Origin of the sequence: Rhodoligotrophos appendicifer, from assembly GCF_007474605.1 — a bacterium.
In the GTDB taxonomy this organism is placed as follows: domain Bacteria; phylum Pseudomonadota; class Alphaproteobacteria; order Rhizobiales; family Im1; genus Rhodoligotrophos; species Rhodoligotrophos appendicifer.
Map to the genome: position 1 here is coordinate 179932 of NZ_VHKL01000011.1, position 12949 is coordinate 192880.

Sequence of the window (12949 nt, forward strand, 5' to 3'; positions counted from 1 at the left end):
CAGGAAAAGCCCGCGTTGCCAGTTTCAGGTGAAGGCCACTGCCGCAGCGCCCGTGGACAAGACACGCTCCAGTTCGCCCTGCACCCGCGACTTCAGGTCGCCATCCGACAAGCGGAGAATATCGGGGTCACGCTCGATCATGCCGTAGAGCCTCCCCCGCGCATATTGACGAACCGAGGCAGGCCGATCCGCGAGAAGGGCTGCGACCAGATCCTGGAACGCTGGGGTCAGCACCTGCTCATAGGCGATCCGTTCCTTGCCAAAGGAGAATTCCGCCCCCCGGGGCGCCTCATTCAGGCGGTGTCGGGCCGCTTCCGTGCGGGTGTCGTCAACCGCCCCATCGGATAGGACCACGCCATAGATCTCCTCGGCGGCAGCGGGGGTGACGAAGCTGTTGACCACGTCGTGGAGGACCTTGGCGGGTTCGCGATCGCGAGGCTCGCCATAGCCTCCGCCGCCGGGAGAATAGATGCGCACAACGTCGCCGCGTTCGAGCTTCAGGACCTCGATCTTGGAGATCTGGCGCTCCTTCGGCGTTCCGGGATCCAGGATGCAGGAGCCGAGCGTCCCCGCCTCCGCCCCTTTGCGGCCATAGGGGCGCAGCTTGAAGCGATCCATGCCGCGGGCCGTGACGATGGCCTCCGAGGCCAGGCATTTGAACTCCAGCACGACCCCGGTTCCGCCACGATACTGGCCTGCGGCGGCCTCATCCATGAGCATGTATTTGGTGACGAATACCGGGGCCTCGAGCTCGATGGATTCGGTCGGAACATTGCGCAGCGTGCCGGCCGAGAAGTTCACGCCGTCGATTCCATCCTTGATCGGCCGGGCGCCCGAGCCGCCCTGCATGGGCTGCAGAACGCTGACCATGTAATTGCCCGTGGACGGATCGAGATGGGAGAACAAGACGATCGCAACCTGGCCGGCGCCGGCTGCCGGTATGGCATCCGGCACGGCCTGGCTGAGCGCGCCGAGCACCGCGTCGGCAACCCGGTAACCCGTGGTGTGGCGGACGCCGGTCGCCGCGGTGGCGGTCGGATTGAGGACGCTGCCCGGCGGGGCCTTGACGGAGGTCGACCGCAAGATGCCGCGGTTCAGCGGCAGGCTCGGATCGGTGGTCCGCAGAAAGTTCACAATGGCGAGCACCAGCCACTGGTTGGGCCTGCCGAAGCTCGGGATGTTCAGAGCCGCCCGGACTTGCGGATCTGTGCCGCTGAAATCCAGAGTGACGCTGTCGCCGGCGACGATCAGCTTGACGTTGAGCCGCACATGGTAGGGCGAGACGTAGTCGACCTCGACATAATCATGGAAGTCGTATTCGCCGTCGGGGATCTTCGAGAGAATTTCGCGGGCGCGGCTCTCGCCGTAATCGAGCAGCGAATAGATGCCGTCATCCACCGCATCGAAGCCGTAACGGGAGACGAGATGGCCCATGCGGCGCTCGCAGATCGTCAGGGAGGCGAGGAGGGCGCGCATGTCGCCCCAGTTCTGCTCCGGAATGCGGCAGTTCGCGAGGATCAGGTCGCGCAGGCCCTCGTTGAGCACGCCGCGGCTGTAAAGCTTCGTGGGCGGGATGCAGATCCCTTCCTGATAACGGTCGAAGGCCGCCGGCGAGATGCTGCCAGGGACGAGGCCGCCCACGTCGGAGGAGTGCACGAAGCACCAGGCGAAACAGAGGAGCCTGTCTTCGTAGAAGAGCGGCTTGAACAGCATGATGTCGGGCATATGCGTGCACATGCCCTGGGTCGTCTTGGGGTCGTTGGTGACGATGATGTCGCCGGGCTCATAGGTGTCGATACAGGCGATCGCCGGCCCCATGTCGATGCCGATCATGTTGCCGACCCCGATGTTGCGGGGATGGCAGAAGATCTCGCCCTCCTTGGTGATCAGAGAGGTGTCGAAATCCCAGGTTTCCTTCACGAAGACAGTATAGGCGGCGCGATGGATGACATAGCCCATCTCTTCGACGATGCCGTTGAAATGATTGTTGAAGATTTCCAGCTGGACCTTGTCAGTCGACATGGGTGGCCTCCCCGACGAGATTTCCGTAACGATCGACATTCACCCGGAAGCCGGGCGTCACGAAGACGGTCGTGTCATATTGCTCGACGATGGCCGGACCATCGAAGGCGAAGCCCGGAGGCAGCTCTCCGCGCTGGTAGACTTTCGCTTTCCAGGTCGTTCCATCGAAATAGATGTCGCGCTCGCTCATGGAGGGCGGCGTGTCGGTCGAGACGGAGAAGTGAGCCATGCGCGGCTTCGGATTGACGCCGATCACGGTGACGCGAATGTCGAGAATCTCGACCTCCGCGGTCTCATCGGTGTAGCTGTAGACCTGCCGATAGAGCTCGTGGAATTTCTCGCGCAAGGCGGCCCCGCTCCGGTCGGCGACGATCGTGGGGGTGATGGTCACGGCGAGTTCGAAGGATTGGCCGACATAGCGCATTTCGGCGGTGCATTCGATCCGGCGCTCCAGGAATGCGAGGCCCAGCGTATCGAGCCAGGAACCGCCCTCGTGCGACAGTCTCTCCATGGCCTCCTCGATCTGCGCGAGCACGCTTTCGGGCGATTTGAGCTGCCGATGGATGGTCTGTACCAGGTCCTTGCGGACGTCGGCCGCCAGGGATCCGGCCGCGCATAGGGTGCCGGGATAGAGGGGGATCATCACCCGGCTGATGCCGACATCCTGCGCCAGCATGAAGGCATGGCAGGGACCGCCCCCGCCAAAGGCGAGGAGGGTGTAATCCTCATAGTCGATGCCCTTGCGCGCCAGCAGGGGCACCAGAGCCGAGTACATCTGCGACGTGGCCACCCGAAGCACCGCCTCGGCACTTTCGCGCATGCCGAGGCCGAGGCGCTTGCCCAACTCGGTCAGCGCGGCTTCGGCCAAGGACTGCTCCAGCGCCACCGTGCCGCCGAGAAAGGCTTTCGGATCGATGAGCCCGAGGCAGACATAGGCGTCGGTGACCGTGGGCTCCTTGCCGCCGCGGCCGTAGCACACGGGACCGGGGGCTGCTCCTGCGCTGCGCGGGCCGACCTTCAGGACACCGCTCGCATCCGTCCAGGCGATCGATCCGCCGCCCGCACCGATGGAGGTCACGTCGACGGCGGGCAGGATCACCGGCAGCCCGCCCACCTCGCTCTCGGTCGAGTAGCGGGGGGTTCCCTCGATGACGGCGACATCGGCGCTGGTGCCGCCCATGTCGAAGGTGATGAGGTGGTCGTGGCCGCTGGTGGCGCCGACAAAGGCCGCGCCGATCACGCCGGATGCGGGGCCCGACAGAAGGGTTTCAACCGGTCGCGCTCCCGCCTCCGAGGCGGGCATGATCCCGCCATTGGATTTGGTGGACAGAACCGGTGCGGCGATGCCCAGGCTGCGCACACCCGTCTCAAGGTCGCGAAAATAGCGCCGCATGCGCTGTCCGACATAGGCGTTCATGACGGCCGCAAGGGCGCGCTCATATTCGCGCATCTGAGGCCAGATGTCGGAGGAGACAGAGATGTAGACGCCGGGCGCCTCGGCCTCGAGAATGGCCCGGGCGACCTCTTCGTTGGCGCCGTTTCGATAGCTGTGAAGAAAGCAGATGGCGACCGCCTCGACGCCGCCGGCCAGGATCGCGCGCGCCGCAGCCCGCACCGCCTCCTCATCCACCGGCTTGAAGATCGTCCCATCGCTCAAGGAACGCTCCGGGATCTCGTAGGTCTCCGACCGCGGCACCAAGGGCGGGGAGACATCGGTGAAGAAGTTGAAGACATCCGGGATGCGATGTCTGCCGATATTCAAGATGTCGCGAAATCCCTCCGTGACGAGGAGCGCGGTCTTCAAGCCATTGCGCTGGATGATGGTGTTCACCGCAAGCGTGGTTCCGTGGATGAAGTATTTGACATTGGCGGGGTCGACCCCGAACTTCTCGGAGACCTCGCGGATACCGTTGAAAATCGCCTCTTCGGGCTTTGCCGGCGTCGACGACGTCTTCAGATTGCTGATCTCGCCCGTCGCATCATCCAGAACGTAGAAGTCCGTGAAGGTTCCGCCGATATCGATTCCCACCCTGTAATCCGTCATGGACCTTCCTCAAGCGTTGCGTCGGCCGGCTCTCAAGCGTGTGCGCCGATTGTTGCGGCGCAGCAGAGGATGGGATAGCGATATATTCTCCCGACATCATGAGTTATGCTCATGACCTCTCTAGAAGGGGTGCCTGTGTGAGCCTATGAGACGAAACATCCCGTCGCTGAGCGCCCTGCAGGCCTTCGAGAGTGCTGCCCGCCTCTCGAGCTTCACCCGCGCATCGGGGGAGCTCAACCTCACGCAAAGCGCGGTGAGCCGCCATGTGCGGGCCTTGGAGGAGGAGCTGGGTTGCCTGCTCTTCCACCGCTCGAAGCAACGTGTCTCGCTCACGGAGGCCGGACGCCAGTATCTCGACGGAATCACCGGCAGCCTGGACGCGATCGAAGCCTCGACCGCACGGCTCCGCGCGCGCGAGAAGAAGGACGGCGTCCTGACATTGGTCACGCTCCCGACCTTCGGCTCACGATGGCTCGCGCCCCGCCTGTCGGAATTTGCGCGCGATCATCCGGAGATCGACCTCAGGCTGAGCGTCAGGACGGATCTGGTCGGACTTCCCGCGACGGATTTCGATGCGGCGATCTTCTTCGGCCAGCCGACGGCACCCCACACCGTCTTCGACCTGCTGATCGGGGACGAATTGGTGCCGGTCTGCAGCCCCACACTGATCGAACCCGGGACAGGGTCCGACGATCTTGCGAGGCTGGCGACCTATCCGCTCCTCGAACTCGCCATTCCGGATGCCTGGCGAAAGCTGTTCAGCTCGGCGGGCCGACCGGAGCTGAGCGGTACGCCCGTCTCCCGCTACGAGTATTTCGCGCTCGGCATCCAGTCCGCCATTGCCGGCCTGGGGATCCTGCTCGTCCATCCCTTTCTGATCGCAGACGATCTGGCGGCCGGCCGGCTGGTCATCCCCTCGTCGCGAACCGTCCAGTCTGATTTCAATTACTACCTGACCTATCCGCGATCGCGGTCCGGGCAGGTGTCGATCCGGAAATTCCAGCGCTGGATCCTGCGGGAGGCCGCCGCAACCACCCAAGACTGCCACCTGCTCATGCAGAAAGCGGCGGTCTATGGCGACGGGCGCTGCTTGACGCAGAGCGGGGGGACGCCCAGCCTCTGACGGCCCGTGCCGAGCACGCGCTCGAGGGCGCATGCGACGATGAGCAAGGTTTCATCTTCGCCGTTGCGAGCCATGAGGTGGAGGCCGACAGGCATGCCCGTTGCGTCCAGGCCGACGGGCATGGTCAGGGCGCACAGATCGAGAAGATTGGCGGGGCTCATGTTACGCACCGCCATCCGGTTGATGCGCTTGTAGGTCTCGGGATCGAGCAGGGCGTCGATGGCAGGCGAGCTCATGGGCGACGTCGGACAGACGACGACATCGAAGGGAGCCAGCGTATGGTCGGCGGACCGACGCAACTGAGCGAGCTGCCGGCATCGTTTCAGATAGGTGATCGCGCTCATGTCCTCGCTCAGCCTCAGCTGCGCGCGGGCGCCGGGATGCAGGGTCTCGACCCATTCCGGCAGCTCCGATTGAAGGAATTCGCTGAACTCCACACCGGAGATCCCCCAGTCCCAATCCGGAGAGATGTCCCGCAGCGCCGCCACCTCCGGAAGCGAACATGCTTCGAGCTGCGCGCCCGCTTCACGCAACTCATCCAGGGCCGTCCCGGCCGCCTCCGCGATCCCCGGATCACAGTCGTTCCAGAAAAAGTCGTCGAGGACGCCGATGCGGAAGGCGGCGAGTTCGGCGTCGGCGCTACGGGCTGCAAAGCGCGAGGCCTCGAGATGCGGATCAAGGGCTGCGAAGGCGAATGCCGCGTCTTGGGCGGTGCGCGCCAGAAGTCCCGGTCCATGGAGATGAGGGCCCGGGGGCACGAGGCCCGCGCCCGACCATCGGCCATGGGTCAGCTTCACTCCGACGATGCCGGTCATGTTGGCCGGCTCGCGTGCGGAGCCGCCGGTGTCGCTGCCGAGGCCCAGCATCGCGGAGCCTTCGATCACGCTGATGGCGGCGCCCGTGGATGATCCGCCGGCCGGACGCGGCACGTGGGGGTCCCAGGGACTTCGCGGGGTGCCCCAATGAATGTTGTGGCCGCAGACACCGAAGCCGAGCTCCGAGGTGAGCGTCTTACCCATGAACAGGGCAATTTGCGATCGCAGGGAGGCTATGATCGGGCCGTCCTGCTCGAACTTGGCCGGCAGCCGTTTCGGCGAGCCGCCATAGGTCGGCAGACCGGTGACGCCGAAGAGGTCCTTGATCGAGACCGGAATGCCCTGCAGGAGCCCGTGCCGGTCTCCGCGCGAAAAGGCGTCATCGGCTGCGCGCGCCATTTCACGGGCGAGATCGGGAGCCCAGGAGAGATAAGCCTCCAAGCGGGACGAGGCTCGCGCCGCAATGGCGGCCTCGGCGAGGTCGGCGGTTGTGAGCCGGCCAGTCTCCAAGGCTTCGGCGATGGCTCTCAAGGGTGCTGTCGCGAGATCCATGGGGCCCCGCGGCCTATAACACCAATCGCGACCGCGAGAGGCGGTTGGCGATGATGATCAGGGAGGTCACCACGACGATCTGAATGGTCGAGGCGGCGGCGATCGTCGGGTCTCCCTGCCACTGGATGTCGGAGAAGATGTGCAAGGGCAGGGTGTTCGTGCTGGGGCCGGAGAGGAACAGGGCCACGTTGATGTCGCTGAAGGACAGGATGAAGGCGAACACGCCTCCCGAGACCAGGCTCGATCGGATGAGGGGAAGCGACACCTTCCAGAATGCCTGGACGCGATTGCAGCCCAGATTGACCGCTGCCTCCTCGATCGACGGATTGATGCCCGAAAGGCCCGCGACCACGATCCTGATGACGAAGGGGATGCCGATGAGCGTGTGACCGATGATCAGGGGAAACAGGGAGCCGTTCGACTCCAGCCGGGCGAAGAAGAGATAGAGGGCGGCGCCCAGCAGGATCCCCGGGATCAGCACCGGGATCATGAAGATCGATTCCAGAAGGGACTTGCCCATGAGGGTCAGGCGCGACAGGGCAATCGCCGTCAGCGTGCCGATCACGGTCGCCAGCACGGCCGAGATGGTGGCGAGGGGCAAGGTCACCAGGAACAGGGCGTTCACATATTCCGCCCGCGAGAAGAATTCGCGATACCAGGTCAGGGACGGGGTGAGCGGCGTGATGATGAAGCGGCTGGTCGGATTGAACGAGACGCCGATGACCACCAGCAGGGGCAGGACGATGAGAAGGAAGATCAGGTAGACGAAGGATTTGAGCAGCCAGCTGCGCGCCATCATTGGACCGTTCGCCTCCCGCGCATGATCGTCAGCAGAAGCGACATGGAGATCACGATGAGGATGATGAGGGCGATGGAGAGGCTGGAGGCGAAGGGCCAGTTGTAGGCGGTGATGACCTGATCGTAGATCTCGTTGCCGATCATGCGGCCGGCGCGGCCTCCGACCAGTGCCGCGGTCACTACGACGCTGATGGCGATGGAAAAGCAGAGGATCAGGCCGGATGTCAGGCCTGTGCGACTTAAGGGAACGATGACACGGAAGAAGGTCGAGACGGGCGAGGCTCCGAGATTGATCGAGGCCTCTTCGAGGCGGACCGAGATCTTCTCGATGGAGGCCATCAGGGGCAGCACCATCAACGGCAGAAGAAAGTGCACCAAGGCAATGACGACTGCGGCTTCGGTGTAGAGGATTGTGACATTACTCTCGATGCCGAGTGCGGCGAGGGCGCCGTTGAGCAATCCGTTGCGGCCGAGAATGACGATCCAGCCGAAGGAGCCGACGACCGCGCTGACCATCAGCGGCATGATGAGGATGAACATGCCGACGGCCAGTGCACGCCGCGAACAGCGGGCCAGGTAATAGGCGATCGGATAGCCGAGCAGGACGCAGCCCAAGGTCGCGGTCGCACCGATGCGCAGGGTGCGGATGGCGATGCCGCCGAAATAGGGCGTGAAGATCTGCCGGTAGTTGTCCAAAGTGAAGTCGGGGGTCCAGATCCGCACCGGCGAATAGGTGTAGACGCTCAGCAGCACCACGTTCGCCAAAGGCGCCGCCACGAAGACCATCAGCAACAGCGCATAGGGGCCGATGAGCCACAGCCAAGCGGGCACACGCGCGAGAGCGCCGGGCGCATCAGCTTGCGAGGAGATAGACATTCGCGGGCTCTATGCTCACGTTGATGGACTGGCCCAACAGGGGGCTGAATTCATCACCGGACTTCCGGACCACCAAAAGAGATTCGTTGCCGCCGATCAGAACGCGCAGCTGAATATCCTCGCCCAGATAGGTCAGGTCGCGGACTTCCGCTGGAAACAGATTTTCCTGGCGGGGCTCGCTCGCGGTCCGCGGAGCCAGCTTGATCCGTTCCGGTCGGATCAGCAGGGTGACGCTCTCCCTCGCGGGTGCGACCGGGGCCGCAGCCTGGACGATCAGACCGGTCCGCGTCGTCAGCTCCGCCATGCCGTCGGCGAAGCCCGTGACGCGAGCCTCAATGAGATTGGAAGCGCCGATGAATTCGGCGACGAAGCGAGAGGCGGGCTTCAGATAGATCTCTTCCGGCGTGCCCACCTGCTCGATGCGGCCCTGCGACAGAACCGCGATGCGGTCGGACAAAGCCAGGGCCTCGGTCTGGTCGTGGGTGACGAAGAGCGTGGTCTTCTTCAGACGCCTTTGCAGGCTGCGCAGCTCCTCGCGCATCTGAACCCTGAGCTTCAGATCGAGGGCGGAAAGCGGCTCATCGAGCAGTAGGAGCGGCGGCTCCATGATCAGAGACCGTGCCAGCGCGATCCGCTGCTGCTGGCCCCCGGACAGCTGGTTCGGCATCCGGTCGCCGAAACTCGTCAGGCCCACGAGATCCAGCGCCGCCTTGGTCCGCCGCTTGATTTCCAGTTTCGCGACCCGCTGCAGCTCAAGGCCGAAGGCCACGTTCTCGGCCACGGTCAAATGGGGAAACAGGGCCGGTGTCTGGAAGACCAGGCCAACACCGCGCTTATGCGGCGGCACGCGCTCGATCCTGCGTCCGCCGAGGACGATCGATCCGGCGTCCACAGTCTCAAAACCGGCGATGCATCTCAGGGCCGTGGTCTTGCCACAGCCGCTGGGACCGAGAAAGGACAGGAACTCACCGTCCATGATGGAGAAGGACAGAGGCCCAACCGCCACGTCCTTGGTGTATTGGCGGACCAGACCAGTGACTTCGAGCCGTGGCGTCCCCGGCGCCACACCAGGCTCGCTGTGCGAGGCCGCCTGCTGGGTGAGCATCGGCGCGCTCCTCACATCACGGGCCCTGGCGTGAGCGGCCCGGCCTCCGGTTCTGCCCATCCCGGCCTCGGAGAGATTGATCTGATCAGCCGAGGACCTCCTCGTTCCACCGCTTCAGATATTCAGCCTTGTGCTGCACGACCTTGGGCCAGTCCAGCTTGACCGTCTTGGCAAGCTGGGCCTCGGTCACCTTGATGCTGTCGAGCTCAGGGGGCAGCACAGCCTTGCTGTTGGTTGGCGGATACAGGTTCCAGGTCGAGAACTCGACTTGGAGCTTTGGATCGAGGGAGAGGTTGACGAAGCGGTTGGCGGCCTCTTCATAGGGCGTGCCCTTGAGGATCAGGAAGCCCGTGCCGAGTGCCAAGGTGCCGGGCACGGTGGCAAATTTCGTGGGCACGCCGGACTTAGCGAGCTGCGCCGAGATGCCGTTCCAGAAGGGATTGATCACAATCTCACCCTGGCTGAACAGCTTTCTACCGTGATCGGCATTCTCGACGATGATGGCCTTGTTCTTCTTGACGACGTCGGCCACGAACTTCATGCCCGGGTCGATATTGTCCTCGTTGCCGCCGAGAGCCTTGTTCACCCCGTGCAACCAGTACATCCCGTACCAGCCATAGGCGGGAATGCCGACCCGGCCGCTGTATTCGGGCTTCATCAGATCTTCGAAGCTGCCCGGCTCCGCGGCGATCTCCTTGGAGTTCCAGACCAGTCCGAACAGAAGGAAATTCGTAGACGCATACTCATTGCCCATCTTCGCGTTGTCGTAGACATCCGCATAGTTCGGCATGAGAGACGGGTTGTAGGGAAGAACGAGCCCCGCCTCTTTGAGCATGACCACTTCCGCCTCGCCGTGATTGCTCACGTCATAGGGGGTGTTGCCATTGGCTGCGATGATCTTGGAGGCGGTGATCGTCTCCAGCTGAAACGCATGGGTCGGGGTCACATTCGCCAGCTTGGCGAAGTCACCGCCCTTGACGAAGATCTCTTCCTGATGCTCGCCCCAGGAGCCACCAGTCGTTGCCCAGACAAAGTCCCTCGCGGCATGAGCCGGGGTCAATCTTCCCGCTTCCATCAGCGCAATGGTTGCTGATGTCATTCCGAACAACTTCATGATCTCTCGACGCGAGAACTTGTTCATTACTTCCTCCAGAGCAGCAGGAACAGCATCGCTCGATTCGTAGCGGAGCCTCGGAGAGGGTGCAACAATCCTGAAGATCGCCCTGGGTACCGATCTGCATACAATTTATGCACGGCATGCCGCGTTCCGCATCGTCGTGATGCATCCGAATGCAAAGGAGCTGGAATCCGGGTGAAAAGGGCCGGGACGGTGGTGCACGCCGCGACAACGAGTCCCAGGTGGCGCCGGAAAGCTCGGTGGAACGCTGCTCTGAAAAGGGCCGGATTGAGGATGCTAGCGGGTCGAGCCCAGCAGATCCGCCGTGCTGGGCCTTTCGGGGGCGGAGGCCATATAGATCTGGGCATAGCCCTCTTTGATGGCAGAGGTGATCTCGTCGAGGCGGCGATCGATATGCTTTTCGAGGGTGGCGACGCAGACCGTCTCCTTACGCGCCAGGAGGGCGGTGAGGATCTTGCGATGCTCCGCCTGGGTCTTTCGCCGGTCGCCGCGGTCCATGTCGATCCACCGGACGAAGCGAATGCGCGCATTGATATTCTGCAGAACACGGAGCATTTCGACGTTCTCGGACATGGCCATCAGGCGCTCGTGGAAGATCTCGTCCAACTCGACCAATTCGACGATCGAGCGGCCGCCGGCATCGGGGCCCGTCTCGTCGAGGAAGGCGATGAGGTCGGTGATGTCGGCCTTAGAGGCGCGATGCAGAGCGAGCTTGATTGCCGCCACCTCGATCGCCTTGCGGAACTCGTAGAGATCAAAGATCTCGCGGGCATCGAGCTCGCGGCAGAAAAAGCCCTTGCCGGGGTTGAAACGAAGAAAGCCTTCGGTGGCCAGCCGGTTCAGCGCCTCACGCAAGGGGGTACGGCTGACCCCGAGCTTGCGCGCGATCGTCACCTCGTTCAACCGCTCGCCCGGCTTGAACTCAAAGCCTATGGCCATGGATTTGAGCAGGCCGTAGGTCCGATCGACGGTGCTGTCCCAATTGCCTTCCATGGAGATCCTCAGTGTGTGCAGCCGCAAACTCGGGCAGTGTATTCCGATGTAGCATCGCCTGCTGCATTCCGCCATGCGCTGTAAGCACTAGCTGAGTGCCGAGAGGATCCGTTCGGCCTGGGCTTGCGCAGAGGCGGCACCGACATTCTCGATGGTCGCATGCGTCAGCGCCCGAAGTGCCGCGATGGTGCACTCCGTAAACCAGATCGTGCCGTCGGCATCCATCCCCTCGATACCGTCCCAAGGCAGCGACGCCTCGTTGGTGGCCACGGCCTGTTCTCGAGTCCAGGGATGGGGATCGAGCGTGATCCGCCCCTTGTCGACGATCACGGGATAGCCGCCCACGAGATCGAAAATGCCAGGCAGATGGATCTTCGTGGGGCTCGACGCGGTGAGGGCGCGAAATCCGGCCACCGCCGCAGACGCCGTCACCCTGTTGAAGTGAAGATCATAGGGAAAGGGGAACGGCTCGCGAAGGGCTGAATGGCCGAGGGCTGTGTGGTCCTGACCGCCCGCCCGGACATCGAGGAGGTAGGGGGGCAGCTCGTCGGGAGGTGCCTCCGAGAACACCCAATATTCAAAGGCGTGCTGGGCGACGAGGCGGATCTCAAGAGCACTGGGCGGTTGGGCAAGCTTCCGGGCAACCAGGGCCTGGATCTTCGCGATCGGCTCCTGGATGTTGCCTATGCCGCAGGTGGGGCCCAGGCCTGTGCGGGCAAGACAGGGATTCACGACGTCGGGAAACGAGGCCGCCACCCAGACCGCTCCGATCCCGGCTTCGCCGATGCGATCGCGCAATTGTGCCGTCGGGGCCAGATGCATGCTGGCAAAGCCTGCGAAGGGGACGTCCGTTGCGACCGGACCGCAATCGGCGAGTTTCCACCACGGCAGCAAGGAGGGGGCGGAGAAGATGATGTCCGGATCGAGCGCCCGCAGCTGTCGGGCACTGCCAGGATCGTTCAGATCGAAGGCGATGGCTTCGAAACGGGGGAAGAAGCCGTCAATGCCACACCCCACCAAGGCATTGTTGATCTTCGCAAGAGCCTTCTCCGGCGACCGGCTGCCGACGACGATCCGATCGAAGATCCCGCTGCGGCCCGTCGCTTCAAGAACATGGGTGCTGAGTTCACCCAGGGAAACAATAAAGAGCGTATCCGTCATTGAGGCTCCCGCAGTCAGGTCCGTGCTTCGCATCGTGGGGTGAGGCAAGAGCCAAGAGAGCAACGGCGCCGCTCTGCTTGTCAACCAAGTCATGTCTGCCATCGTGCGGTGCCCCGCAAGTAAAGGCGATGGTGAATCGTCGAGGACGGCGCTGAAAGGCAAAGGGAACGGAGGGGCAGGGGAGCTGTTTCAGGAGATCTATTGCGATCCATCTCGCCGTTGCGAAGGGGCCCGGCATTCCAAGGGTACAAGTCTGGAGGGAGCCAGAGGATCGGATTTCGATATCTTTCCAAGATCGTGCCGCTGGGTCTAGTCTGATGGG

At 63.4% G+C, this 12949-nt stretch carries 10 protein-coding genes; 1 reads left to right on the plus strand and 9 read right to left on the minus strand.

Annotation, left to right across the window (positions count from 1 at the left end):
- Nucleotides 1–24: 24 nt before the first annotated feature.
- Nucleotides 25–2022 (minus strand): hydantoinase B/oxoprolinase family protein, encoded by a 1998-nt coding sequence (locus tag FKM97_RS22725; protein WP_170241081.1) that lies wholly within the window; start codon nt 2020–2022, stop codon nt 25–27.
- A complete protein-coding gene (locus FKM97_RS22730; RefSeq protein WP_144294742.1) occupies nt 2012–4066 on the minus strand; it encodes a hydantoinase/oxoprolinase family protein in 2055 nt (684 codons plus the stop codon). Before FKM97_RS22730 ends, FKM97_RS22725 begins: the two co-directional genes overlap by 11 nt.
- 145 nt (nt 4067–4211) lie before the next feature.
- Between FKM97_RS22730 and FKM97_RS22735 the strand changes: the two genes are divergently transcribed.
- On the plus strand, nt 4212–5189 hold the full coding sequence (locus tag FKM97_RS22735; protein WP_144294743.1) for a LysR substrate-binding domain-containing protein: 978 nt from the start codon (nt 4212–4214) through the stop codon (nt 5187–5189).
- On the opposite strand, the gene FKM97_RS22740 is transcribed toward FKM97_RS22735, so the two are convergent.
- The 7 genes from FKM97_RS22740 to FKM97_RS22770 all read right to left on the minus strand — a co-directional run bounded on the left by FKM97_RS22740 (nt 5138) and on the right by FKM97_RS22770 (nt 12627).
- Nucleotides 5138–6556: an amidase gene (locus FKM97_RS22740; protein WP_144294744.1), complete on the minus strand. Its 1419-nt coding sequence runs from the start codon at nt 6554–6556 to the stop codon at nt 5138–5140. The two genes, FKM97_RS22735 and FKM97_RS22740, sit on opposite strands and share 52 nt — an antisense overlap.
- 13 nt (nt 6557–6569) lie before the next feature.
- Complete coding sequence (locus FKM97_RS22745) at nt 6570–7355, minus strand: ABC transporter permease (RefSeq protein WP_144294745.1); 786 nt, start codon at nt 7353–7355, stop codon at nt 6570–6572.
- A complete protein-coding gene (locus FKM97_RS22750; RefSeq protein ID WP_144294746.1) occupies nt 7352–8230 on the minus strand; it encodes an ABC transporter permease in 879 nt (292 codons plus the stop codon). The genes FKM97_RS22745 and FKM97_RS22750 overlap by 4 nt, the downstream gene beginning before the upstream one ends.
- Nucleotides 8208–9335 (minus strand): ABC transporter ATP-binding protein, encoded by a 1128-nt coding sequence (locus tag FKM97_RS22755; protein ID WP_170241082.1) that lies wholly within the window; start codon nt 9333–9335, stop codon nt 8208–8210. Before FKM97_RS22755 ends, FKM97_RS22750 begins: the two co-directional genes overlap by 23 nt.
- An 85-nt stretch (nt 9336–9420) precedes the next feature.
- Nucleotides 9421–10476: an ABC transporter substrate-binding protein gene (locus FKM97_RS22760; RefSeq protein ID WP_144294748.1), complete on the minus strand. Its 1056-nt coding sequence runs from the start codon at nt 10474–10476 to the stop codon at nt 9421–9423.
- Between the two features lie 273 nt (nt 10477–10749).
- On the minus strand, nt 10750–11466 hold the full coding sequence (locus FKM97_RS22765) for a GntR family transcriptional regulator (protein WP_246105225.1): 717 nt from the start codon (nt 11464–11466) through the stop codon (nt 10750–10752).
- Nucleotides 11467–11553: 87 nt separating this feature from the next.
- Nucleotides 11554–12627 carry a hypothetical protein gene (locus tag FKM97_RS22770; RefSeq protein WP_144294750.1) on the minus strand — a complete coding sequence of 358 codons (1074 nt, stop codon included), beginning with the start codon at nt 12625–12627 and terminating at the stop codon, nt 11554–11556.
- Between the last annotated feature and the right edge of the window lie 322 nt (nt 12628–12949).

Excerpts from the sequence above, each read along its gene's own strand:
- FKM97_RS22740 (WP_144294744.1), bottom strand. The coding sequence starts at position 6,556 with ATGGATCTCGCGACAGCACCCTTGAGAGCCATCGCCGAAGCCTTGGAG.
- FKM97_RS22730 (WP_144294742.1), bottom strand. The coding sequence starts at position 4,066 with ATGACGGATTACAGGGTGGGAATCGATATCGGCGGAACCTTCACGGAC.
- FKM97_RS22770 (WP_144294750.1), bottom strand. The coding sequence starts at position 12,627 with ATGACGGATACGCTCTTTATTGTTTCCCTGGGTGAACTCAGCACCCAT.
- FKM97_RS22745 (WP_144294745.1), bottom strand. The coding sequence starts at position 7,355 with ATGATGGCGCGCAGCTGGCTGCTCAAATCCTTCGTCTACCTGATCTTC.
- FKM97_RS22750 (WP_144294746.1), bottom strand. The coding sequence starts at position 8,230 with ATGTCTATCTCCTCGCAAGCTGATGCGCCCGGCGCTCTCGCGCGTGTG.
- FKM97_RS22735 (WP_144294743.1), top strand. The coding sequence starts at position 4,212 with ATGAGACGAAACATCCCGTCGCTGAGCGCCCTGCAGGCCTTCGAGAGT.
- FKM97_RS22725 (WP_170241081.1), bottom strand. The coding sequence starts at position 2,022 with ATGTCGACTGACAAGGTCCAGCTGGAAATCTTCAACAATCATTTCAAC.
- FKM97_RS22765 (WP_246105225.1), bottom strand. The coding sequence starts at position 11,466 with ATGGAAGGCAATTGGGACAGCACCGTCGATCGGACCTACGGCCTGCTC.
- FKM97_RS22755 (WP_170241082.1), bottom strand. The coding sequence starts at position 9,335 with ATGCTCACCCAGCAGGCGGCCTCGCACAGCGAGCCTGGTGTGGCGCCG.
- FKM97_RS22760 (WP_144294748.1), bottom strand. The coding sequence starts at position 10,476 with ATGAACAAGTTCTCGCGTCGAGAGATCATGAAGTTGTTCGGAATGACA.